The following is a 24,909-nucleotide window of genomic DNA, read 5'->3' as shown; positions in this document are numbered from 1 at the left end:
AATCTGTTTATGAAATTTGTTATTTTATCTTTTATCTGTTTTTTTGTTAGTTTGGGCTTACAAGCCCAAACTAACAAAGTATTGATTGGATTTGCAGGGAATTCATATGTTACTGCTGGATTTGGGAACGCAAAGATTACTTCTCATGGATTGGAAAAGTGGCGTGGAAATGATGCCATAGTCAGTACTTTTTTCCACTGTAATACGCCAACGACTCTTCGATTGGCTTTACAAGGAAAGGGACACTCCACCATCCTAGTAAACTATGGGAAGAAAAAAATGAAAGTAAATCTTGCCTCGTCTGATTTCTCACTCATACCCGTTGGCGAAATCAAAGTAAATGCTCCCGGTTACGTACGAATCGATATCAGTGGTATACAAAAGAGTGGTGAAACATTTGGCGAAATTACCGATTTGGTTATTGAAGGTGCAAAAGGAAAGATTAGTTATGTGCATGATTTTGCTGACTATTGGGGGAGGAGAGGCCCATCGGTGCACTTAGCCTACGCCTTACCCGAACAGAATACCGAGTGGTTTTACAACGAAATCAGAGTACCTAAAGAGGGTGAAATAATGCACAGCTACTACATGGCTGCCGGCTTTGGTGAGGGATACTTCGGTATGCAGTTTAACTCTCCGACAGAGCGTAGAATCTTATTCTCGGTATGGAGCCCGTTTGATACGCAAGACCCGAAGTTAATTCCCGAATCTGATCGAATTAAGTTGTTAAGACGCGGAGAAGGAGTTCATATCGGAGAGTTTGGCAATGAAGGGTCGGGTGGACAGAGCTACCTGAAATACCCGTGGAAGGCAGGAGAAACGTATAAGTTTCTGATGCACATTCGTCCCGATGGGAAAGGTAATACGGTATACACCGCTTACTTTTTTGCCACAGAAGAAGAGCAATGGAAATTGGTGGCAAGTTTCTTACGACCTAAAACCGATACCTGGTATAAACGAGCACATTCGTTTCTTGAAAACTTTAGTCCCGAACAAGGTTATCTAACCCGGCAAGTCGAGTTCACGAATCAATGGGCATTGGGTACGGATGGAGTATGGCGACGTATTGACCAAGCTACCTTTACGTATGATGCCACGGCGGCTGCGGGAGTACGATTGGACTATCAAGGAGGACTTACCTCCGATCAGTCTGCGTTTTACCTGAAGATGGGAGGGTTCTTTGATGGAGCTACTCCATTGAGAAGTAAATTTGAACGGACAGCATCGGGAAAGATGCCCGAGATTGATCTGAAAAAGCTGGAAAAACTCTGATATAAATAGGTTCATATACCCATTAATCGCTTTGTGCTTTTAGTGGGTATATGAACTTAATTTTATTATAATCCTTGTCTCTTGGCTTCATTCCAGAAGGTATCCATCTCTTCGAGTGTCATCTCTTTCAGACTTTTTCCGGCATTGAGCGATTGTTCTTCAACGTAGTTAAAACGGCGGATAAACTTCTGATTGGTGCGTTCGAGTGCATTATCGGGGTTAATACCATACAAGCGAGCCGCATTGATGATACTGAAAAAGAGATCGCCAAATTCAGCTTCGGCCTTGTCTTTGTCGAGTCGGTTGATTTCTGTTTGTAGTTCGGCGAACTCTTCGCGAACCTTATCCCATACTTGCTCTTTTTCGTCCCAGTCGAAGCCTACGTTGCGCGCCTTGTCTTGTATGCGATAGGCCTTGATTAAGGTAGGCAATGCAGCAGGCACACCACTCAGTACGGTTTTATTTCCTCCCTTTTCTTTTTGTTTGAGTTGCTCCCAGTTTTGCGAAACCTGTCCGGCTGTTTCCGCTTCTACATCGCCAAATACATGGGGATGGCGGAAGATCAGTTTATCGCATAGCTTGTCGCAAACATCTTTGATATCAAAATCGCCTGTTTCCGAGCCTATCTTGGCATAGAATGCCACGTGTAGCAATACATCGCCTAACTCTTTACAAATTTCTTGCTTATCGTTCTTCACAATAGCATCGCAAAGCTCATACGTCTCTTCAATGGTGTTGGGGCGTAGGCTTTCGTTGGTCTGCTTGCGGTCCCACGGACATTTAACGCGTAGTTCGTCGAGTATATCCAGAAAGCGACCAAAGGCTTCCATCTTTTCTTCTCTTGTATGCATGGTCATTTATTTTGAATTGATAATGGTTGAATGAGGAGCACGAAGGCTGTATTCGCGATAGGAGATAAGCAGCCCAACGACTTCCGAATAGTTTTTTCGACCGCTTTCGATTTTGTTGCCTTTCAGGTAAAGATCGTAAATCCAGTCTTGTATATTGCCGATGAGCGGACTATACATAGCCATCCAGTATGCCTGATTGCTACGAGCCAGATCAATAATTTCGGAGCGTATGCGGTCAAGTAATTCAGTGTATTCTTCGTCCGATAGTAAGCTTTTTGCATTGCCCAGCACATGTCCCAAAACAGAGAAATATCCGCAGAAACGAATCTCCTTGACCTGCGAACGGGTGCATACTTGATAGGCATAGAAGTTAGCTTCAGCCTCGCTGGTGATGCCAAGAAGATGAGCCATCTCATGCGCGTATGTGCTTGGATATTGTGAAGGAAGTAGATCGCCGTTGAGCGTGAACTCACAGAAGAAAGGCCCCATACTGCCACTTACCCCTACCATGGATATGAGTGGGGTAAAGAGCATCGTTTTTGCCCGGGGCGATTGATAGGGAGGACGGTGTACACCCAGTGTATGGCTGATTGTATAGTAGCCTTTAACTGATTCGCGGCAAACCAACTCTTTGTTAATACTAGCTACCGGTATGTATGACTCATTTAAACGGTCAACATATTCATCAACAAAGGCTTTGAAATTGTCGGGGGTGTAGGCTGTATAGGGGATACGCGTTCGTTGGTAGAAGTTTGGCTGCGAGTAATTGAGCCCCCACGCCAAATAGAACCAGACATACACCCATACCAGGTATTCGATGTCCCGGAATACTATCTTCTTCCACGATTGCTTTTTGATACGACCGTATATGGGATAGGCAATGACGCCCAGAATGCTCAAGAATATAAACAGATCGCCTATGGCGAAGGGAACATACAAGGAGAACGGAGATAAAGCGAGTGAGATATAGGGATAAATGGAACGGGCGTATGCTTCTCCCCACGAAGGAATAAGTTGAGTAAGCCATATCACGAGCAATAGCGTTCCTAAAATGGAATATCGAATGATTTGTTTTCTACTTTTCATGTCTATTGATCTTTTCGGATAACAAAAGTACATATTCTTGCGACTATATTCTACTAATTTTATTAATTTTGCGCCATTACATCGTATTTAAAACAACATAATAATATAATAATGGAATTAGCAAGTAAGTACAATCCCGCAGACGTAGAGGGAAAGTGGTACCAGTATTGGCTGGATCAAAAGTTATTCAGTTCGAAACCCGATGACCGTGAGCCTTACACAGTCGTCATACCGCCCCCAAACGTCACAGGAGTATTGCATATGGGACACATGCTTAATAATACCATTCAGGATATTCTGGTTCGTCGTGCCCGCATGGAAGGTAAAAATGCGTGTTGGGTACCCGGAACCGATCATGCTTCGATTGCTACCGAAGCAAAGGTAGTGAACCGACTGGCTGCTCAGGGTATTAAGAAAACCGACTTAACTCGTGATGAGTTCTTGAAACATGCGTGGGAGTGGACTGATGAGCATGGTGGCATTATCCTGCAACAGCTTCGCAAACTTGGCGCATCGTGCGACTGGGATCGTACTGCTTTTACCATGGACGAGATACGTAGCGAGAGTGTACTCAAAGTATTTGTCGATCTATATAAGAAAGGATTGATTTATCGGGGTGTTCGAATGGTAAATTGGGATCCCCAGGCACTTACTGCTTTGTCTGACGAAGAGGTGATCTTTAAGGAAGAGCACGGTAAATTATTCTATCTCCGCTATCAAATTGAAGGTGAAGAGGGTTATGCGGTAGTAGCCACCACACGTCCCGAGACGATTATGGGCGATACGGCTATGTGTATCAATCCGAACGATCCTAAAAATGCACACCTCAAAGGCAAAAAGGTAATTGTGCCTTTGGTTGGTCGTGTGATTCCGGTTATCGAAGACGATTATGTCGACATCGAGTTCGGTACGGGTTGTTTGAAAGTAACCCCTGCTCATGATGTAAATGACTATATGTTGGGCGAGAAGTATAACTTGCCAAGCATCGATATCTTCAACGACAACGGAACATTGAGCGAAGCTGCCGGTATGTACGTGGGGCAAGATCGTTTTGCTGTTCGCAAGCAGATTGAAAAAGACCTCGAAGCTGCCGGATTGCTCGAAAAGACCGAAGCCTATACCAATAAAGTGGGATACTCGGAGCGTACCAATGTGGTGATTGAACCAAAGCTGTCAATGCAATGGTTTCTTAAGATGGAGCACTTGGCTAAAATAGCTCTGGAACCCGTGATGGATGATGACATCAAATTCTATCCGGCTAAATATAAGAATACGTATCGTCACTGGATGGAGAACATCAAAGACTGGTGTATCAGCCGTCAGCTATGGTGGGGACATCGTATTCCGGCTTACTTCCTGCCCGAAGGAGGCTATGTGGTTGCTTCTACTCCCGATGAGGCTTTGGCACTGGCACAGGAAAAAACAGGGAACGCTGCTTTGACAATGGCCGATCTTCGTCAGGATGAGGATTGTCTGGATACTTGGTTCTCGTCTTGGTTATGGCCGATTTCTCTGTTCGATGGTATTAACAATCCGCGTAACGAAGAGATTAATTATTACTATCCCACGAGCGACTTGGTTACCGGTCCCGATATTATCTTCTTCTGGGTAGCCCGTATGATTATGGCAGGCTATGAGTATGAAGGAACCATGCCATTTAAAAACGTTTATTTCACCGGTATCGTGCGCGACAAGCAAGGACGCAAAATGTCTAAATCGCTTGGTAACTCACCCGATCCGTTGGAATTGATCGAGAAGTTTGGAGCCGATGGTGTACGTATGGGTATGATGCTCGCTGCGCCTGCCGGTAACGATATCTTGTTCGATGAACTGCTTTGTGAACAAGGCCGTAATTTCTGTAGCAAAATATGGAATGCTTTCCGTTTGGTAAACAGTTGGGAGGTCGATAACAATGCATCAACTCCCGCTGCTGCCGATGTGGCAAACGATTGGTTCGAAGCAGTGCTTGGCAAAGCTATTGAAGAAGTGAACGACCTGTTCTCTAAATATCGCTTAAGTGAGGCATTGATGGCTGTTTATAAACTGTTTTGGGATGACTTCTCATCGTGGTATCTGGAATTAGTGAAACCGGCTTATGGTCAGCCTATCGATTCAATTACTTACGAAAAGGTGATTGCTAACTTTGATGCGCTGCTTAAACTATTGCATCCGTTTATGCCGTTTATTACCGAAGAGTTGTGGCAAAACCTATGGGCTAACAATAACGAGCCGGGCAAGAGTATCATGACGGTAAAACTGCCTGTAATTGCCAAAGCAGACATTCACCAGGAGCGTATCGAAGCATTTGCTGCCGCACAAGAGGCGGTAGCCAACCTTCGTACCATCCGTGTGCAGAAGAATATTCCGATGAAAGAGGCCATTGAATTGCAACTGGCTTATGAGAAGCAAGAAGATATTTATCTGCTTGAAACCATGGTAGGCAAGATGTGTAATGCAAAAGTGGTTCAGGCTGCCGATGTGAAGCCCGATAACGCCATCTCGTTTATGGTAGGAACCACAGAATACACAATACCGATGGGAGATAATATCGATGTGGAAGCAGAAATAGCTCGCATGGAAGCCGAGTTGAAGCATAAGGAGGGATTCCTGCAAGGCGTATTGAAGAAACTTAGTAATGAGCGTTTCGTTAGTAATGCACCCGAAGCCGTGCTTGATTTGGAACGCAAGAAGCAAGCTGATGCCGAGAGTATCATCCACTCACTCAAAGAAAGTATCGCTTCGCTGAGAAAAGCATAGTTACATTCTCGCTATCTACTAAATAAATCATAAATAAAAAGGCTTCGTTTGATAATCAACGAAGCCTTTTTTAACTTTGAAAAAACTTACATCAGTATCTTTGAGAAAGACACATCACGAACTACTATTTATCTTGAAAAACATATTATGAATAAGCTTTCTACAACTACTTCTGTTCGATTGGCTTCGCTCGATATTCTGCGCGGCTTCGATCTTTTCCTTTTAGTTTTCTTTCAACCGGTGTTTGTTGCATTGGGACAAAAAATGAATCTGCCTTTCATCAATGATATACTCTATCAGTTTGATCATGAGCAGTGGATTGGGTTTCGTTTCTGGGACTTGGTGATGCCTCTTTTTCTTTTTATGACAGGAGCTGCGATGCCTTTCTCCTTTTCAAAATACAGAGTAGATAAGAATAAACGACCTATTTATCGGAGAATAGTGAAGCGAGTGGTGTTACTCTTCCTTTTTGGAATGATTGTACAAGGAAATCTATTGGGACTCGATCCCAAACATATTTACTTCTATACAAATACGCTTCAGGCTATTGCCATAGGTTATTTGATTGCAGCCGTTATTCAATTGCACTTATCGTTTCGATGGCAGATGGGGGCAACGCTTCTTTTACTCTTGATCTACTGGATACCGATGACCTTTGGAGGAGACTTTACACCGCAAGGAAACTTTGCCGAGCAAGTCGATCAAGTTGTTTTAGGGCGCTTCCGAGACGGAGTTTCTTGGAAAGAAGATGGTACTTGGGCTTTCTCCCCCGGTTATACCTATACGTGGATATGGAGTAGTCTTACGTTTGGGGTAACAGTGATGTTGGGAGCATTTGCCGGAAAGATAATGAAAGAAGGTGGAGACGATCGCCGTCGGGTCGTACAAAAACTCTTAATCATCGGATTGCTTTTGGTCGGTATGGCTTGGTTGTGGAGTTTCCAAATGCCTGTTATCAAGCGTATCTGGACAGGTAGTATGACACTGCTTTCGGGTGGATTTTGCTTCCTGCTTATGGGGCTGTTTTACTATTGGATCGACTACAAAGGCCGTAGCTTGGGCTTGAACTGGTTGAAAATATACGGTATGAATTCCATCACGGCCTATCTCTTGGGAGAGGTGATTAACTTTCGCTGTGTGGTTGGCTCGCTTAGTTATGGGTTACAACCCTACTTGGGAGACTATTACTCCGTATGGCTCTCTTTCGGCAACTACCTCATTGTATTCTTTATCTTGAGAGCCATGTACAAGCAACGTATTTTTTGGAAGATATAAGTTCGTCGATTATTTCTTTTGGTAGAACCGAACCCAATCCACTTGCATCTCTACCGGAAGTTCGGCCGCATTCACTTTGCCTACCCAAGAACCACCGAGTTGCATATCGATAAGCAGATAAAAAGGGCGATCGAAAGGATATTGTCCTTCTTTATCTGTTTCAATGCGTGGGTAGGTAAATGTATGCTTGTCATTTACATAAAACGACAGGCTGTCGGGGTACATCTCTACTGCATAAGTGTTGTACTCATCAGGGTTGATGGTACTTGTGGCATGGGGTTGAGGCGTTTTAATACCTAGTTTGTAGGTATAATAAGAATGTACGGTCTGATAAACAATACTGTCATGGTTTAAGTGTTCCATGATATCGATTTCTCCGCCCATAGGCCAAGGAGCATCGGTTGGTAATAGCCAGATAGCCGGCCAGGCTCCTTGAGCAGCCGGTAGTTTGGCCCGAATCTCTAATCGACCATTCGTGAAAGATACTTTATCTTTGGTATAGATTCCACCGGTGAGGTAAGGAGCCGTATCGTTGGGTAAGCTGTGGTTTACCATTCCACGCAACACCAAGTTACCTTTTTGCATGGCGTAACAGGAATCGAAATCAGACATATAGTTATTCCAATCCGAACCACCACGGGGTATTTTACTCCATGATTGCGAATCGAATTCTTTTTGCTGATTGAAATTCTCCTCCCATACTAAATTCCATTTTTGAGAGATACGACTGCTTCTACACGATGATACGGAAGCTGCCATACAAAGTAAGCAAAAGTATATAAATACGGACTTTTTCATGTTACTTTTCCAGCAACTCTTTCAGGAAGCTATCTAATTCTTCATCCAGCCCTTCTAGTAACTCGCTGTTTAATAGCAATGTATCATCATCTACCAATAATAAATCGGAGATTGTTTCTTTATCGTCATCGACCAATACAAAAGAATAGGGTTTGATGATGGTAAGCTTATCTAACTCACCATTTTCTTTTAACTGACTGAGAATTAGGCGTAGTTGGCGCTCTATACATTCATAAAAATCATCACCCTCATAAGTCAACCATTCTTCAATTGTTACAAAAGATAGCTCTTTGTCTTCATCGTCGAAAACACGAAGCTCACCGGTATTTGGGCTTGGCTGTAGATGGATGTCAGTAACGATTGTTTGTTCACAGCCACAGCTATATTTACCGAGTGCTTTCCGGATAGCCGATTCTATTAATGATTGCGATTGTTGACTCAATTTCATGTGATGCTTCCTTTTATTTCAGTTCAAAGATATATAAAAAAAAAATAAGCGATGCATTATTTTCTTAAAAATCATCATTAAATCGATTCATCTGCATATTTAGCTTCGATAATGCTGCTTTTCGCTCTTTCAATTCATTTAAATAGAGCGAAATCATGACGTAGTTAGGTACGCTATCGGCACCTTTACCTTGTCGGCTTACTTCATCCACCTTCTCTACTTTGTGAGCGAGTTGCTGCGCTTTGATAGCCCATGTTTCAGCGGTCTCTATGCTATCCTGCATTTCATAATACAGGGCGATGTTGTGTGCGGCAGCCATCTTCTTCTTTTCGCTCTTTGTAGCTTCATAGGCTTCTTTCCAGAGTTTGGAGGCTTTGTCCCATGATTCTTCGCGTACATAGATAGTGGCATCTCGCATATTAACGGATCCGTTGATATACATATAACGTTTGCTTGTTTTCCAATAAGGCAGAATATATTTTAGCGGAATATTTCCGGCAAATTTGGAAGCTTCTTCTACCACCCTATTATCGTTTGGCATACGGCTACGCACATAGGTTTCTGTCGTTCCCAGCTCCTCCCAGAAGATACTGTCGTTGGCATTGATTGTTACCATCGGCCCCTTTCTGCCCGGGAGATAAACCTTGACGGTAGGATAAGCCTTGACGTCAATCGCCCCTTGGAAGCAGGCCCATTCGGGTAGATAGCGGATGGCTTTTGTTGCTTTCAGTTGCATGTTTTCTAAGGCAATAATGAAATCGACACCTAGGTTTTGAGTCAAACTTTGTACCTCTTCTTTGCTTAAGGTACTTTCTCTGGGGGTGATATCCTTAGCGCGTAAAGCCGAATCGCAAATAACGACTTCGTCGAAGTAATTTTCGTGGGCAATAGCCTCCGCCAATGCAGTTGTTGCAGCTGTTGCATCTCCATTGTGATAGGCTACTGCACGGCTTACTTCATTCTCTTTGTTTGCTTCTTTTTCAGGAAGCATCGTGTTCTCGGGTGTTGAACTGGTATTGTTAACCACAGCAACCCGCTTTAATTCGGCCGGAAAACTGATTTCTGCCGGTAGCATATAATCAATGGAAAGCTCTTCGAGTGTTTGGCAGGAGCCAAGCGTGAGGATGAGCGACAGCAGGAGTGGAAAATGATGTTTAGCCATTGTTTTTGTTATTCTTGTTCTTAATGAGCAAAAATACAATTTTTACTTTAATAGCTGCGTTAAAAGCTTATAAAAAAGCCTCAAACGACAGAGATGTTGTTTGAGGCTTTCGTTAAGATTGGGTCAGTGATCAATCGCGACCATGACAGTTTTTATATTTCTTGCCACTGCCGCAAGGACATGGGTCGTTGCGACCTACTGTCTTCTCGGCACGTACGGGCTCGCGTTTTACAGCTTCGCGTGTATCTTGTTGGGCAGCAGCTTGTTGATTCGGATCATTCAAATCTTGCTTCTGCTCGCGATACTTACTCATGTCCTGATGCTCTTCGGGAGCTGCCTGACGAATTTGCTCAGGTTCTTGTACAGGAATTTGTCCGCGCATTAAAATCGATACTGTTTGATTATTGATTTTGCTTACCATGGTATCGAACAGTGTTACCGATTCTAATTTATAAATCAACAACGGGTCTTTCTGCTCGTAGCTGGCATTCTGAACCGAATGTTTCAATTCGTCCAGTTCGCGAAGGTTTTCCTTCCAAGCTTCATCGATAACGTGTAGCAGAATTGATTTCTCGAATGCTTTCACTACCTCTTTCGATTCGCTTTCGTAAGCTGCCTTCAGGTTGCACGAGATGTTGTACATCCGTTTACCGTCGGTAATAGGGATCAAGATGTTTTCGTACATCTGTCCCTGAGTTTCGTATACCTGCTTGATTACCGGATTGGCTACTTGTGCCAAACGCTCGGTCTTCCGCTTAAAGTTGGCCATTGCCAGATCGAATGTCTTTTCGACCAATGCCTCTTTCTTCTCGCTGCGGAACTCTTCTTCGGTAAATGGAATATTCATGGCCAATGCATGCAGAAGGTCTATTTTGCAGCCCTCGTAATCGTTGTTTTCGATCGCTGCCGCACAACGATCCCAGATCATGTTTACAATATCCATACCGATACGTTCGCCCATCAAAGCATGGCGGCGTTTGGTGTAAACAACCGTACGTTGTTTGTTCATTACGTCGTCATATTCGAGCAAGCGTTTACGAATACCGAAGTTGTTTTCTTCGACTTTCTTTTGTGCACGTTCAATCGAGTTTGAAATCATTTTATGTTCGATCATTTCTCCCTCTTGGAAGCCTAACCTATCCATCACACCGGCAATACGGTCTGAAGAGAAGAGACGCATCAAATCATCTTCCAATGATACGAAGAAGATAGAAGAACCCGGGTCGCCCTGACGTCCTGCACGACCACGCAACTGGCGGTCTACACGACGTGACTCATGACGTTCCGTACCGATGATCGCCAAACCGCCGGCAGCTTTTACCTCGGGGCTCAATTTAATATCGGTACCACGACCCGCCATGTTGGTAGCAATTGTTACGGTTCCCTTGAAACCTGCCTGTGCTACAATATCAGCCTCTTTCTGGTGCAATTTGGCATTCAGAACGTTGTGCTCGATCTTGCGCATGGTCAACATCTTGCTGAGCATTTCCGATATTTCGACCGAGGTTGTACCTACCAGTACCGGGCGTCCGGCATTGACCAGTTGCTCAATCTCTTCAATAACGGCTTTGTATTTTTCGCGTTTGGTTTTATAAACGCGGTCGTTCATGTCTTTACGTGAAATGGGGCGGTTGGTCGGAATCACCACTACATCCAGTTTGTAGATGTCCCAAAGTTCGCCTGCTTCCGTTTCTGCCGTACCGGTCATACCCGACAGTTTGTGATACATACGGAAGTAGTTCTGCAACGTGATGGTTGCGAATGTTTGTGTAGCTGCTTCGATCTTCACGCGCTCTTTGGCTTCGAGAGCCTGGTGCAGTCCGTCCGAGTAGCGACGTCCTTCCATGATACGTCCGGTTTGTTCGTCTACGATCTTCACTTGTCCGTCAATGACTACATACTCGTCATCTTTTTCGAACATGGTGTATGCTTTCAACAACTGATTGATGGTGTGTACGCGCTCTGATTTGATGGCGTAATTATTCATCAACTCGTCTTTCTTTTCGAGCTTTTGTTCGTCGGTCAAGCCCAATGCTTCGTTCTCCAGTTCGGAAAGTTGAGCAGCGATATCGGGCAGTACGAACAAGGTAGGGTCTTCCGAATTACCGGTGATCAGGTCGACACCCTTGTCGGTCAGGTCAACACTGTTCAGCTTTTCGTCGATAACGAAATACAACGGGTCGGTAGCTTCGTGCATCCGCTTGTTGTTTTGCTCCATATAGATCTCTTCGGTTTTGAGCATACCGGCTTTGATACCTTGTTCACTCAAGAATTTGATCAATGCCTTATTTTTGGGTAAGGCTTTATGGCTACGGAACAGGGCAAGGAAACCTTCCTCTACCTCTTTCTTATCGCTTGATGCGATGAGACGCTTAGCATCTGTCAGGTATTTGGTGGCCAATGCTTTTTGTACGTCGACCAAGCGTTCTACCATGGGGCAAAGTGCCTCGTAAAGTTGATCTTCGCCTTTGGGTACAGGACCTGAGATAATCAAAGGAGTACGGGCATCGTCAATCAATACCGAGTCTACCTCATCGACGATGGAGTAGTTGTGCTGACGTTGTACCAAGTCTTTGGGGCTGATCGCCATGTTATCGCGCAGGTAGTCGAAACCGAACTCGTTGTTCGTACCGAAAGTGATATCTGCCAGATAGGCTTTGCGGCGTGCATCCGAGTTGGGTTGATGACGGTCGATGCAGTCAACGCTTAGTCCGTGGAACATATACAATGGTCCCATCCATTCCGAGTCACGTTTGGCCAGGTAGTCATTCACGGTAACCACGTGCACACCGTTTCCGGTAAGTGCGTTAAGGAATACGGGCAGGGTTGCTACCAAGGTTTTACCTTCACCGGTTGCCATTTCGGCAATTTTACCTTTGTGCAGTACTACACCACCAAACAACTGTACGTCGTAGTGTACCATGTTCCAGCTTACTTCGGCACCACCGGCCAACCAGTGGTTCTGATAAATGGCTTTGTCGCCTTCGATGCGTACAAAGTCTTTGGTTGCAGCCAAATCACGGTCGAACGCAGTAGCGGTTACTTCGATAAATTCATTTTCGGTGAATCGTTTCGCTGTCTCCTTTACAATCGAGAAAGCTACCGGAAGCACCTCGTCGAGTGCCTTTTCATAGATTTCAAGAATCTCTTTCTCCAGTTTGTCGATTTGTGCGAATACCTCTTCACGGTCTTCGAGTTCGACGTTTTCGATGTTGGCTTTCAGCTCTTCTACTTTGGTTCGTTCGGCAGTGGCCGAATCGTAGATGTATGCTTTTAGCTCTTGTGTTTTGGCACGAAGAGCATCGTTATCAAGTGCGGCAACCTCGGGATAAGCAGCTTTGATCTTGTCTACCCAGGGTTGGATTTCTTTCATGTCTCGTGTGGATTTGTTTCCAAAAATCGAGCTTAAAAATTCATTAAATCCCATTTTGTATTATTTTTATTTATTATTTACGAATTGATTTGAACCTTACCGGATGTCGGTAAGCGGAGTAGAGGTGCAGGCATTGGGTGCCCGTATTCTCATGACGTGAGTCAGGGTAGGAGCAAGGCGATCAATGGTTACCGGTGTTTCTATCACGGCAGGTTTGACCGAGCTTCCCAGAAAAATAAGTGGAGCGGGGATATGTGCATTGCGCACAATCTGATTGGTCGATGTGCTTTCATTGATGATTGTCCAACCCGGCAACACATCAATTAATAAATCGCCCGAACGTTTGCGGTGGAATCCGTTACGTATCAGGTGAATTTCGGGAGTCCATGCACCCAACAGCAAACGATTGGCCGAATAGACTTCGTTCACACCGCTAAACTGAATTAAAAAGTCGGCCGATTTGTCTTGTATCTCTTTTAAATTCAGTTGTTTCTGCTCAATTAATTTGTGATTCAGATAGATCTGGAGGTCGTGGTATGCCTCTACGTATTGACCTTCGCCATAAGTGGCAGTCAGGAACATATTGAGCAACGCAGCGCAACGTTTCATATGAAACTCTCCACCCGGAATGCGATAAAGCCCTTGATCGGCTCCGTCGCCGTCTACGTATCCGGTCGAGGTGATGAAGAACAAAACGTTTTGCAAGCCTACTTTTTTATCAACCAGATCGAGTAGTGTAGCGATACTTTGATCCAGACGAACGTAAGTGTCCATAAGTTCCATGGCACACTCTTGCGAGGTTTTATGGTCGTAATTACCGGCATAGTAAGTGAGCGAAAGCATGTCAGTCACGCCATCTTTGCCAATTGCTGTTTTTTCTAACAACTCTTTGGTTAGTGCATTGACTTCGTCATTTACAAACGGGCTGGTGATGAAGCGGCGATATTTATTTCTCCGGTTATCGTCCATATTGTACTTGAACGCATCGCTTCTCCACTCGGGAAGAAAACTGTACCTCTCAACCGGATGAACCGGTGTCCATGTCAAGTCTTTGATTCGAAAATCAATAGCCTGACGGTCATTATATTGGCTTACCCACCAAGGGAATTCCGTATAATAGGTCGTACTACACCATTTTCCCGTATTGGGATTGAGCCAGTACGCACCGTTGCCTGCATGTCCGGCTGCTATAATGGCAGCCTCGCGAAAAGGGGCAATGGCATATACCAATCCCTGACTGCGGGTGGCTATTCTTAACTCATCGGCGATGGTAGAGGTTAGTAGCTGTGAAGGCGAACTATTCTCTTCGGTGTAATTGCCCATGAAGTTGGGGTCGTCAACGCATTCTACCGGGCGTAATGTTTTGATGTCGAGCCATTGGTTGCCCACGATCCCATTCATCGAAGGGGTGGTTCCTGTGTAGATGGCTGCCATGGCCGAGGCTCTATCTATTGTATTGAACGTATATTCGGCATTGCGAAATACACGTCCGTCTCTCCAGAGCCGCTTGAATCCTTTATCGGCATATAATGAAGAGAAAGCTTCCAGATAGTCTGTACGTAACTGGTCAATCGTCAACCCTATCACCAGCTTAGGTGTAGCAGGCAACGGCTGAGCTTGTAGACCGGTGAAGGTTAGTACGGTAATCAGGGAAGTTAGTAGTCCTTTCATTTTTTATGCTTATATGTCAAAATCAAGTTGCTTGCTGAACGTATCAGCAAACAGAGTGCCAAAGGTACGACAGCTAAGTCAAATCTTTGCGGGATTAGCGGAAAAAGCAATATAAAAAAAGTTAAAACGATGAAATTAAATAGATGATACCACGATCTTTTCTTTTTTCGAACGGCATGAATGATAAACGGGAGGCAAAATAGCTGTCCTGGATGAAAAACCAGCAATAGGTAATTTGAGCTGACAGCAGGATGCTCGGAAAAGAGTGCCAAAAAGGCAAGAATGCATCCGGCAATACCTGCCGTGCCGAATAAAACGAGGTCGATACCCCACAGCCCTTTTTTCTTTTTTAGTCCGTAAATAGTAGCACCTGCGGTCAACATAAATAAGGCAAGCGCCACTTGCAGTGGGGTAGGGAGGTACGGCTCTTTTTCTATTTCACTTTCTTGTGTTGCCAGCCATTTCTCACAATCTACTATTTTCTCGGTATCGGTTATCAGCGAGCGGCTCCGGCTGTTTTCTGCAATGTGTGCTGTCGAAAAGAAATTCATAAGATAAAAAGGTGCGAACATCGTCTGCCGGTCATCAATTGGACGATCGGCTTCGCTGCCAATGCAAAGATCGATGCCAAACTGTGCCCAGGGATGTCCTTGGGTGTACTGATGTACGATATCGCGAAAGGAACGGGTTTGGTTTGCATCTGCCGGGTCTGCTGCGTAAATAACTTTTCCGGCAACGCTCTCCTCTATTATATCGCGCGGGCGCGTAGCACAGTTGTCGTAAAAGAAGTTGTATCGATAAACGCGGTTTTGAGGCTGGTAATTGGCTTCGAGCAAAGCAACTAGTTTCTGTTTTTCTTGTGGTGTGAGGTTTAGGTTTTGTTGCCAAACGCTTCGCCCATAGTAGGAGTATTCGCTCGCAAACCGCTCGTAGTTACTAACTCCCAGCTCGTAATCTGTTTGTCCCAAGGCAAATCGTAGTATGAAATTGGGGGTGTTGAAGCTAAACATGCCATAGTTAAATACGGCATCGATGCCGCGCGCCGGATTTTCATAGCGAATGGCTGTGTGACCGAACAAAGAGTATATTTCTTCTCCCGGTGCACAGGTTAGTAAGCTGAGCCGGATGGAGTCAACGGGTGCTTGTGGTGTCTCCTCTTCTTGTGCTGCTCGAAGCGTGTGGGTGCTTGCGAGAAACAGTGTTATTAGTATAATTTTAACGATATGCATAATATTGCTGGTAACAGTACGTACTTTTAGGCTACAAAAGTACGTATTTTTGCGATATAAAAGTACGTATTTAATATACTGTTAAATACGTACTTTTATATCTGTTGATTATCAGTGTGTTATGGTGTGTGCAAGGTGGTTTCTTCTACCGATTGCAATGAATGATATCGATGAACTTGTTTATCTATACAGTATAACACCTTGATCGCTGTTTTCAAACAGGTTGTTTGGAACGAGGTTGTTCGGTGCTCAAAAAGGATGCAATGATTCTATTTTATAATAATTAGGTCTATGGTCGTAGCTAATAAAAAAATATATCTATCTTTGCAGCCAAACGTATAGAAAAAACAGTGAATTTAATTATTGATATAGGGAATACGGTGGCCAAAATGGCACTATTTGATGGTGCTACAATGGTGGACGTCGTTTATGATTCGAATCAGTCGTTGAATAGCCTTCGGGAGCTTTGTAGTAAGTATCCCGTTGATAAAGCGATTGTGGCTACGGTTATTGATCTGAACGAATCAATTATCAATCAGTTAAATAGTTTGGATGTTCCGTTGCTTTGGTTAAATAGCCAAACGAAGCTTCCGGTAATTAATTTGTACGAAACACCCGATACGCTAGGGGGGGATCGAATTGCAGCGGCTATAGGTGCTTACGAGCAATTTCCTGACAAAAATATACTGATTATTGATGCGGGAACTTGTATTACCTACGAGTTTATCGATGCAAAAGGGCAGTATCAAGGTGGAAATATCTCGCCGGGGTTGCAGATGCGTTTTAAGGCGCTTAATCAGTTTACCGGGCGTTTGCCGTTGATTGCGCGTGAAGGTAGGCTGTTGTCCATTGGTAAAGATACGGAAACGGCTATTCGTGCCGGAGTGGTGAAAGGGATGGAATATGAAATTTCAGGTTATATTGAGGCTATGAAACATAAATATCCTGAACTTTTGGTTTTTTTAACGGGCGGAGATGATTTTTCTTTTGATACGAACATAAAAAGTATCATCTTTGCAGATAGATTTTTAGTGTTGAAAGGATTAAATAGAATTTTAAACTATAATAATGGTAGGATTTAAACACACAATTTGTGCGCTATTGCTCACGGTTTTTGCAGGAGTGGCAGTCGCTCAAAATAATACAAACTCTCCTTATACACGATACGGTTATGGTGATTTGGTTGATCCGAGTTTCGGAAATAGTAAAGCGATGGGAGGTATTGCTTATGGATTACGAGATGGCTCACAAATAAACCCGTTAAATCCCGCTTCTTATACGGCAATTGATTCGTTGACCTTTCTGTTTGAAGGAGGTTTTTCATTGCAAAATGCAAATATGAATTTGAATGGAATCAAGTTGAATGCTAAAAACTCCAGTTTCGATTATCTGGCTATGCAGTTTCGTCTGCAAAAGTGGATGGGAATGAGTATTGGTTTGCTGCCTTATTCAAATGTAGGGTATAGCTTGTCGCAAAGTACTGTTGCCAATGAAACTCAACCTGATAATACGAAAGCTTTCACAGGAGACGGAGGACTGCATCAAGTCTATGTCGGTCTGGCTGTTAAGCCTTTTAAAAACCTGTCGGTCGGTGCCAATGTTTCTTACTTTTGGGGAGAAATAAATCGTACGGCAGCCATTTATTATCCGTCGAGCAGTGCAGCTTATTCGTTTTCAGAGCTGACGCATATGGCTGTGCATGACTATAAAATAGACTTTGGTGCTCAATACACACAGGATTTTGGGAAAAAACACAGTGTGACTCTGGGTGTTGTTTTCTCGCCGGAACAGAATTTGAGCAACGATACCTATATACAGACAACTTCAAGTAGCGTGGTGAAAAGAGATACTGCCGTAACGGCCGGAATTCCGAATAGCTTTGGCTTTGGTATGACCTACAATTACGATAAGCGGCTTACGGTTGGCTTTGATTACAGCTTGCAAAAGTGGGGCGATGTTTCTTATATGAATCAGTCACATGCTTTTTGCGATAGAACCAGAATCTCGGTAGGTGCAGAGTATTTGCCTAACTTATTGGGGAAAACTTATTTGTCGCACATCAAATATCGTTTAGGAGGTTATTATACAACTCCTTATTATAAATTGCAAGGTTCTAATGAAAGAGCGTCTCGCGAGTACGGAGTGACAGCTGGTTTTGGTTTGCCCGTTCCAAGATCGCGTTCCATTATCAGTGTCACTGCTCAGTTTGTACGAGTAGAAGGATTGGTGCCGGCTGCAGTCAGCGAGAATATTGTCAGACTAAGCGTTGGGCTTACGTTCAATGAGCGTTGGTTCTTTAAGCGTAGAGTCGATTAAGGGAAATTATACAACTAAAAAAAATATAGATACAATGAAGATGAAAACGCTTGTAGCCATGTTGTTTCTTGCAGCTGGCTCAACTACAGTAGCGGCTCAGAGTGATGACTGCAACTCAAATAGTAGTATATCTCATGAAGCGGTAAAGGCTGGTAATTTTAAGGATGCTTATTTACCTTGGAAAGCCGTAATGGAAAAATGTCCCACACTTAGATACTATACCTACTCGGATGGTATTGATATTCTTCACTCATTTTTGGAGACTTACAAGGGCAAGCCTGAGTATGAAAAGTATTTTAATGAGTTGATGGGAGTTTACGACCAATTAATCAAATACACTCCCGAGCTTCAGAAGACGGTAAAGGTACGTCCTGCCGAGAGAACATTGGGACTGAAGGCAATGGATTATATTCAATTTGCTCCAAAAGCTGATACCAATGTAGCCTACGGATGGTTGTCTACCTCTGTCGATGCCGATAAGGGCGAAACCTTGGCTCCTGTTCTGTTCTACTTCTTGGATCAGTCTGCTAAAAAACTAGCTAATGATCCTAATCACAAAGAGCAGTTCATTCAGGATTATTTAAATGCAAGCCAATGGGCTGATGAGGCCATTGCTGCAACAACAAAAGAAAGCACTAAAAAATCATACCACGGTGTGAAAGAGAACTTGGTTGCTCTGTTTATCAATAGCGGTGCTGCCGATTGTGCTTCACTTCAAGGTATCTATGCACCTAAGGTGGAGGCTAACCAAAAAGATTTAGCTTATTTGAAAAAAGTAATCGACATCATGAAAATGATGAACTGCACCGAAAGCGAAGCTTATCTGCAAGCTGCTTATTATGCTTATAAAATAGAACCGACTACAGAAGCTGCAGCAGGTTGTGCTTATCAAGCATTTAAGAAAGGTGATATTGATGGTGCTGTGAAGTTCTTTGATGAGTCGATCAACCTTGAAACAGACAATGCAAAGAAGGCTGAAAAAGCGTATGCTGCCGCTGCCGTACTTGCCTCTGCCAAGAAATTGTCTCAAGCAAGAACGTATGCACAGAAAGCGATTAACTATAAGGAGAACTACGGTGCACCTTATATCTTGATTGCCAACTTATACGCAACAAGCCCTAACTGGAGCGATGAGAATGCATTGAATAAATGTACATATTTCGCTGTTATTGATAAATTGCAACGTGCAAAATCAGTTGATCCAAGTGTAGCCGATGAAGCAAATAAATTGATTGGTACTTACTCACGCTATACGCCGCAAGCGCAAGACCTCTTCATGCTTGGTTACAAATCCGGCGATCGTATTACGATTGGTGGATGGATCGGAGAGACTACAACGATCAGATAATATATATGTTTCGAAAACGAAGTAAATACTTATCACGTAAAAGCTTAAGCATAACAACTATCTTTGGGGTAGTTGTTATGCTTCTTTTATTTTCTTCTTGCGGAGGAAGGAAGAAGGTGATGGGGGCGGCTATTAATAATCGCGATTCATTGCCCGTTATGGCTACCTATAAGGTAACAACCTTGATATCCGATTCGGGTGTTACCCGTTATCGTGTCAATACCGATGAGTGGCTGATGTACGATAAGAAGATACCTTCGTATTGGGCCTTTGAAAAAGGAATTTATCTGGAACAATTCGACTCTTTGCTGAACGTCGATGCCAGTATAAAGGCCGATACGGCTTATTATTACGATCGGGAAAAACTGTGGAAACTAATAGGTCATGTCGATATTAAAAACTTGAAAGGTGAACGGTTTAATACTGAACTGCTCTACTGGAATCAGGCCACTCAAAAGGTATATTCCGATAAGTTTATCCGCATTGAACAACCCGATCGAATCATTACCGGACATGGGTTTGATTCGAACCAGCAGATGACCAACTACGTTATTCATAATATGGAAGGAATTTTTTATGTAGACGAGCAGGCCGATAGTACGAAAACTGATTCTGTGAAATAACTATGAGCATTATTGTTTACCTTTTAATGACTATGGCCTTCTCGGCCTTTTTCTCGGGAATGGAGATTGCTTTCGTTTCAGTAGATAAGCTTCGCTTTGAACTGGATCGGAAAAGAGGTGTCTCATCACGCGTTCTTACTCTGTTCTTTAAGAATCCGAATAATTTTATTTCTACGATGCTCGTTGGAAATAATATTGCCTTGGTTATTTATGGTATCCTGATGGCTCAAATTATTGGCGACAATCTACTGGCCGGATTTATTACAAACCATTTTGTAATGGTTTTGCTGCAAACCTTGATTTCTACTCTTCTCATCCTTGTTACCGGAGAGTTTCTGCCTAAAACGCTTTTTAAAATTAACCCCAACCTGGTGCTTAAGGTCTGTGCCATCCCTCTGTTTTTCTGTTATGTTGTTTTGTATCCCATTTCTAAATTTTCTTCCGGCATTTCTTATTTATTTCTTCGTTTGTTTGGTTTGAAAGTGACCAAAGATGATTCGGCAAAGGCCTTTACAAAGATTGATTTGGATTACTTTGTGCAGTCGAGTATCGACAATGCAGACAGCAAAGAGGAACTTGATGCGGAAGTGAAAATTTTTCAGAATGCCTTAGACTTTTCGACAATTAAAATTCGTGACTGTATTGTACCTCGCACCGAGGTTGTTGCAGTAGACCTAACTGCTTCGGTCGAAGAGCTCAAAAGCCGTTTTGTCGAGTCGGGCATCTCGAAAATGATTGTATACGAGGGGAATATCGATAATATTATAGGCTATATTCACTCTTCCGAGATGTTTCGCAACCTCAAGGATTGGCGAGATAGTGTCAAGGAGGTACCGATTGTTCCCGAAACAATGGCTGCCCATAAGCTGATGAAGTTATTTATGCAGCAGAAAAAAACGATTGCCGTAGTCGTTGATGAGTTTGGAGGAACGGCAGGTATTGTTTCGTTGGAAGATCTGGTTGAAGAAATTTTTGGAGATATTGAGGACGAACACGACAATACGTCTTATATTTGTAAAGAGATAGCTCCGGGCGAATACGTACTGTCCGGGCGTTTGGAAATTGAAAAGGTAAACGAAACATTTGGTCTGGAACTTCCCGAATCCGACGATTATCTGACAGTAGGCGGACTGATTTTGCACCAATATCAAAGCTTCCCTAAATTGCACGAATTGATTACTGTGGGTAACTATCAGTTTAAGATTATTAAGGTCACAGCCACCAAAATAGAGCTTGTTCGGCTCAAAGTGATCGAATAATAATATATACACGTATTTTTTTCGCTAATAAATAGATGCATATTAGCATTTTTTGTATCTTCGTGCGCTAAAACAACTTGAACGAAAATAATAATAAACAAATAAATTGTATTAATTAAAATGGCAACATTACAGAAGATTAGAACGAAGGGACCTTTATTGGTGATCGTTATTGGCTTGGCGTTGTTTGCCTTCATCGCTGGTGATGCTTGGAAAGTACTCCAACCTCATCAATCACAAAAAGTCGGTGAAGTAGACGGAGATGAGCTTTCGGCTCAAGATTATCAGGCATTGGTGGAAGAGTATACGGAAGTAATCAAATTCTCCAATGGAATGAATTCGTTGAACGACGATCAAACCAATCAGGTGAAAGACGAAGTATGGCGCACCTATGTGAACAACAAACTACTTGAGAAGGAAGCAAAGAAATTGGGTATCACTGTTTCGAAAGCCGAAATCCAAGCGATTATTGATGCAGGTGTGAATCCGCTTTTGCAACAAACTCCGTTCCGCAACCCACAGACGGGTGCTTTTGATAAAGATATGTTGAAGAAGTTTTTGGTGGAATACTCGAAGATGGACAAGAAGACAATGCCGGCCCAGTATGCAGAATACTATGAGTCTATGCACAAATTCTGGTCTTTTATTCAAAAAAGTTTGATTCAAAGCCGTTTGGCAGAGAAATATCAGGCTTTGGTATCAAAAGCGCTGTTCTCTAACCCAATCGAGGCGAAAGATGCTTTTGAGGCAAGAGTAAATCAGATGGATCTGTTGATGGCAGCTGTTCCTTACTCTTCAATTGTTGACTCTACGATTACAGTGAAAGAGTCTGAATTGAAAGACCTTTATAACAAGAAAAAAGAGCAATTCAAGCAATATGTAGAAACTCGTAACATCAAATACATCGATGTTCAGGTAACTGCAAGTCCAGAGGATAAAGCAGAAATTCAAAAAGAAGTGACCGAATATACAGAGCAATTGGCTGGTACACCTGCCGACTATACTTCGTTTATTCGTACTACCGGTTCAGAATATCCTTATGTTGATCTGTATTATAGCAAAACGGCTTTCCCGGCTGATGTTGTTGCCCGTATGGACTCTGCTGCTCTCGGAGAAGTTTATGGTCCTTACTATAACGCTACAGACAACTCTATCAACTCGTTTAAAGTATTGGCCAAGACTGCTGCTGCCGACTCTATTGAGTTCCGTCAGATTCAAGTAGCTGCTGCTGATCTGGATAAAACCAAAGCGTTGACAGATAGTATCCTGACTGCTATCAAGGGTGGAGCTGACTTTGCCGAACTGGCTAAGAAGTACGGTCAGGCAGGAACTCCGAACTGGATCTCTTCTGCCAACTATGAAAATGCTCAATTGGAAGGCGATAACGTGAAGTTTATTGCGGCTCTTACCAACATGGGTGTAAACGAATTGTCGAGCGTTTCTTTAGGACAAGCCAATGTTATTCTTCAGGTAACCAACAAAAAAGGAACGAAAGATAAATATAAAGTGGCTGTAATCAAACGTCCTGTTGAATTCAGCAAGGATACTTATAGCAAGGCTTACAACGAATTCAGCCAGTTTATCGCTGCCAACCCTACATTGGATAAAATGGTAGCCAATGCCGAAGAAGCAGGTTATAAACTGCTTGAAAGAAACGACTTGAATAACTACGAACATACTATCGGTGGTATCAAAGGTACCAAAGAAGCATTGAGATGGGCATTTGGTGCCAAGAAAAACGATGTTTCGGGATTGTACGAATGTGGCGAAAGCGATAGAATGGTTGTAGTAGGTTTGGCTGGTATCGTTGAAGAAGGTTATCGCCCCTTGGCTTTGGTGCAAGATCAGTTGAAAGCTGAGATCATCAGAGACAAAAAGGCCGAAAAGATCATGGCAGACATGAAAGCTGCCAATGCAACAACAATCGATCAATACAAATCGATGGCAAGTGCAGTAAGCGACTCATTGAAGCACGTTACTTTTGCTGCTCCTGCTTATGTAGCTGCTTTGCGTAGCAGCGAACCATTGGTAGGTGCTTATGCATCGGTTGCCGAAATGAACAAGCTAAGTGCCCCAATCAAGGGTAATGCCGGTGTATTTGTGTTGCAGATGTATGCAAAAGATAAGTTGAACGAAACGTTTGATGCAAAAGCAGAAGAAACAACGTTGCAAGCTATGCACGCTCGTTTTGCCAGTCGCTTGATGAACGATTTGTATTTGAAAGCAGAAGTGAAAGATACTCGTTACCTGTTCTTCTAAGAACCGGAATCCGAATACCTTATATTAAAAAGGCTGTTTCCATAGCGGAAACAGCCTTTTTGTGTTAAGTTTTGCTTATTGTCTGTTCTTAAATCAACTTAATTTCGCTACATTTGCATAAGATAAATATTGAAACTCATGATAATGACCAAATATCCTCTCTTAGGAATGACTCTTGCAGAGCTGCAAAAAGTAGTAAAAAACATAGGTATGCCTACTTTTGCCGCCAAACAAATCGCGTCATGGTTATACGAAAAGAAAGTTGCTTCCATTGATGAAATGACTAATTTGTCGTTAAAGCACCGCGAATTGTTGAAAGAGGAGTATGAAGTGGGAGGAGCCGGACCGGTTGAAGCCATGCGCTCGGTTGACGGTACGGTAAAGTACCTCTATCGCACGGGCGAGAATCAGTTTGTAGAAGCTGTTTACATACCTGATGACGACAGGGCAACACTTTGTGTCTCTTCTCAGGTAGGTTGTAAGATGAACTGCAAATTCTGTATGACGGGCAAACAAGGATTTACGGCCAACCTCACAGCCAATCAGATATTGAATCAGATCAGCTCTTTGCCCGAACGGGATACGTTGACCAATGTGGTATTTATGGGGATGGGCGAACCACTCGATAATACCGAAGAAGTTCTGAAAACACTAGAAGTACTTACCTCTTCTTATGGCTATGGCTGGAGTCCGAAGCGTATCACCCTGTCTACATCCGGACTGCGCAAAGGATTGGAGCGTTTTCTGGAAGAGAGCGATTGTCACTTAGCCATTAGCCTGCATTCTCCGATATCCTCTCAACGGGCCGATTTGATGCCGGCCGAAAGAGGCTTCTCTGCTGCAGATATGGTAGAGTTGTTAAAAAACTATGATTTTAGTAAACAGCGCCGACTTTCATTTGAATATATTGTTTTCAAAGGAGTCAACGATTCATTGATTTATGCCAAGGAGCTAGTCAAGTTATTGCGTGGATTAGATTGTCGCATGAACTTAATTCGTTTTCATGCCATTCCCGGAGTTCAACTAGAGGGAGCCGATATGGAGACGATGACAACCTTCCGTGATTATTTGACTTCGCATGGGTTGTTCTCGACGATTCGTGCTTCGCGTGGCGAAGATATTTTTGCTGCTTGCGGAATGCTGTCGACGGCAAAGAAAGAAGACGGAGAAAAAGATTAACAT

General features: G+C 43.2%; 18 protein-coding genes. 10 read left to right on the top strand and 8 right to left on the bottom strand.

Features of this window, described 5'->3' with window-relative positions:
* Positions 1-9 precede the first annotated feature (9 nt).
* A complete protein-coding gene (locus tag TY03_RS06635) occupies positions 10-1,272 on the top strand; it encodes a DUF3472 domain-containing protein (protein WP_042368425.1) in 1,263 nt (420 codons plus the stop codon).
* Between the two features lie 65 nt (positions 1,273-1,337).
* Here TY03_RS06635 and mazG read toward each other — a convergent pair whose 3' ends face one another.
* Entirely contained in the window at positions 1,338-2,123 is a 786-nt protein-coding gene (gene mazG / locus TY03_RS06630) for a nucleoside triphosphate pyrophosphohydrolase (RefSeq protein WP_042369239.1), read from the bottom strand.
* A gap of 6 nt (positions 2,124-2,129) precedes the next feature.
* Positions 2,130-3,209, bottom strand: a complete 1,080-nt coding sequence (locus TY03_RS06625) for a DUF3810 domain-containing protein (RefSeq protein WP_042368424.1) — start codon at positions 3,207-3,209, stop codon at positions 2,130-2,132.
* A 111-nt stretch (positions 3,210-3,320) separates the two neighbouring features.
* On the opposite strand from TY03_RS06625, the gene TY03_RS06620 reads away from it, so the two are divergent.
* Both TY03_RS06620 and TY03_RS06615 read left to right on the top strand, forming a co-directional pair.
* The gene (locus TY03_RS06620) at positions 3,321-5,966 is read left to right on the top strand and encodes a valine--tRNA ligase (RefSeq protein WP_042368423.1); all 2,646 of its coding nucleotides are present in this window, start codon (positions 3,321-3,323) and stop codon (positions 5,964-5,966) included.
* Positions 5,967-6,113: 147 nt separating this feature from the next.
* On the top strand, positions 6,114-7,241 hold the full coding sequence (locus tag TY03_RS06615; protein WP_042369238.1) for an acyltransferase family protein: 1,128 nt from the start codon (positions 6,114-6,116) through the stop codon (positions 7,239-7,241).
* A gap of 9 nt (positions 7,242-7,250) precedes the next feature.
* Here the strand turns inward: TY03_RS06615 and TY03_RS06610 are convergent, their stop codons facing one another.
* The 6 genes from TY03_RS06610 to lnb form a co-directional block, all read right to left on the bottom strand.
* The gene (locus TY03_RS06610; protein WP_042368422.1) at positions 7,251-8,039 is read right to left on the bottom strand and encodes a glycoside hydrolase family 16 protein; all 789 of its coding nucleotides are present in this window, start codon (positions 8,037-8,039) and stop codon (positions 7,251-7,253) included.
* 1 nt (position 8,040) lies between these two features.
* On the bottom strand, positions 8,041-8,487 hold the full coding sequence (locus TY03_RS06605) for a hypothetical protein (RefSeq protein WP_042368420.1): 447 nt from the start codon (positions 8,485-8,487) through the stop codon (positions 8,041-8,043).
* A 64-nt stretch (positions 8,488-8,551) separates the two neighbouring features.
* Entirely contained in the window at positions 8,552-9,649 is a 1,098-nt protein-coding gene (locus TY03_RS06600; protein WP_042368418.1) for a DUF6340 family protein, read from the bottom strand.
* Positions 9,650-9,779: 130 nt separating this feature from the next.
* Complete coding sequence (gene secA, locus TY03_RS06595; RefSeq protein WP_042368415.1) at positions 9,780-13,076, bottom strand: preprotein translocase subunit SecA; 3,297 nt, start codon at positions 13,074-13,076, stop codon at positions 9,780-9,782.
* Between the two features lie 42 nt (positions 13,077-13,118).
* Positions 13,119-14,693 (bottom strand): alkaline phosphatase family protein, encoded by a 1,575-nt coding sequence (locus tag TY03_RS06590; RefSeq protein ID WP_042368414.1) that lies wholly within the window; start codon positions 14,691-14,693, stop codon positions 13,119-13,121.
* On the bottom strand, positions 14,690-15,922 hold the full coding sequence (gene lnb, locus TY03_RS06585; protein ID WP_081713058.1) for a lipoprotein N-acyltransferase Lnb: 1,233 nt from the start codon (positions 15,920-15,922) through the stop codon (positions 14,690-14,692). The genes TY03_RS06590 and lnb overlap by 4 nt, the downstream gene beginning before the upstream one ends.
* Positions 15,923-16,272: 350 nt before the next feature.
* Between lnb and TY03_RS06580 the strand changes: the two genes are divergently transcribed.
* The 7 genes from TY03_RS06580 to rlmN all read left to right on the top strand — a co-directional run bounded on the left by TY03_RS06580 (position 16,273) and on the right by rlmN (position 24,906).
* Complete coding sequence (locus tag TY03_RS06580; RefSeq protein WP_042368410.1) at positions 16,273-17,004, top strand: type III pantothenate kinase; 732 nt, start codon at positions 16,273-16,275, stop codon at positions 17,002-17,004.
* Positions 16,991-18,238 carry a membrane protein gene (locus TY03_RS06575; RefSeq protein ID WP_042368408.1) on the top strand — a complete coding sequence of 416 codons (1,248 nt, stop codon included), beginning with the start codon at positions 16,991-16,993 and terminating at the stop codon, positions 18,236-18,238. The genes TY03_RS06580 and TY03_RS06575 overlap by 14 nt, the downstream gene beginning before the upstream one ends.
* A gap of 34 nt (positions 18,239-18,272) precedes the next feature.
* Positions 18,273-19,586 carry a hypothetical protein gene (locus TY03_RS06570; RefSeq protein ID WP_042369237.1) on the top strand — a complete coding sequence of 438 codons (1,314 nt, stop codon included), beginning with the start codon at positions 18,273-18,275 and terminating at the stop codon, positions 19,584-19,586.
* A 5-nt stretch (positions 19,587-19,591) separates the two neighbouring features.
* Positions 19,592-20,209: an LPS export ABC transporter periplasmic protein LptC gene (gene lptC / locus TY03_RS06565; protein ID WP_042369234.1), complete on the top strand. Its 618-nt coding sequence runs from the start codon at positions 19,592-19,594 to the stop codon at positions 20,207-20,209.
* 2 nt (positions 20,210-20,211) lie between these two features.
* Positions 20,212-21,468, top strand: coding sequence for a hemolysin family protein (locus TY03_RS06560; RefSeq protein WP_042368406.1), 1,257 nt, complete (start codon positions 20,212-20,214; stop codon positions 21,466-21,468).
* A gap of 120 nt (positions 21,469-21,588) precedes the next feature.
* Complete coding sequence (locus tag TY03_RS06555) at positions 21,589-23,727, top strand: peptidylprolyl isomerase (protein ID WP_042368405.1); 2,139 nt, start codon at positions 21,589-21,591, stop codon at positions 23,725-23,727.
* Between the two features lie 144 nt (positions 23,728-23,871).
* A complete protein-coding gene (gene rlmN / locus TY03_RS06550; protein ID WP_042368403.1) occupies positions 23,872-24,906 on the top strand; it encodes a 23S rRNA (adenine(2503)-C(2))-methyltransferase RlmN in 1,035 nt (344 codons plus the stop codon).
* The last annotated feature ends 3 nt before the right edge of the window (positions 24,907-24,909 follow it).

Origin of the sequence: Bacteroides neonati (assembly GCF_000499785.1) — a bacterium.
GTDB classification, from domain to species: Bacteria; Bacteroidota; Bacteroidia; order Bacteroidales; family Bacteroidaceae; genus Bacteroides; species Bacteroides neonati.
Note: the sequence above shows the minus strand (reverse complement) of the source record. Positions and strands in the feature narration are given on the sequence as shown.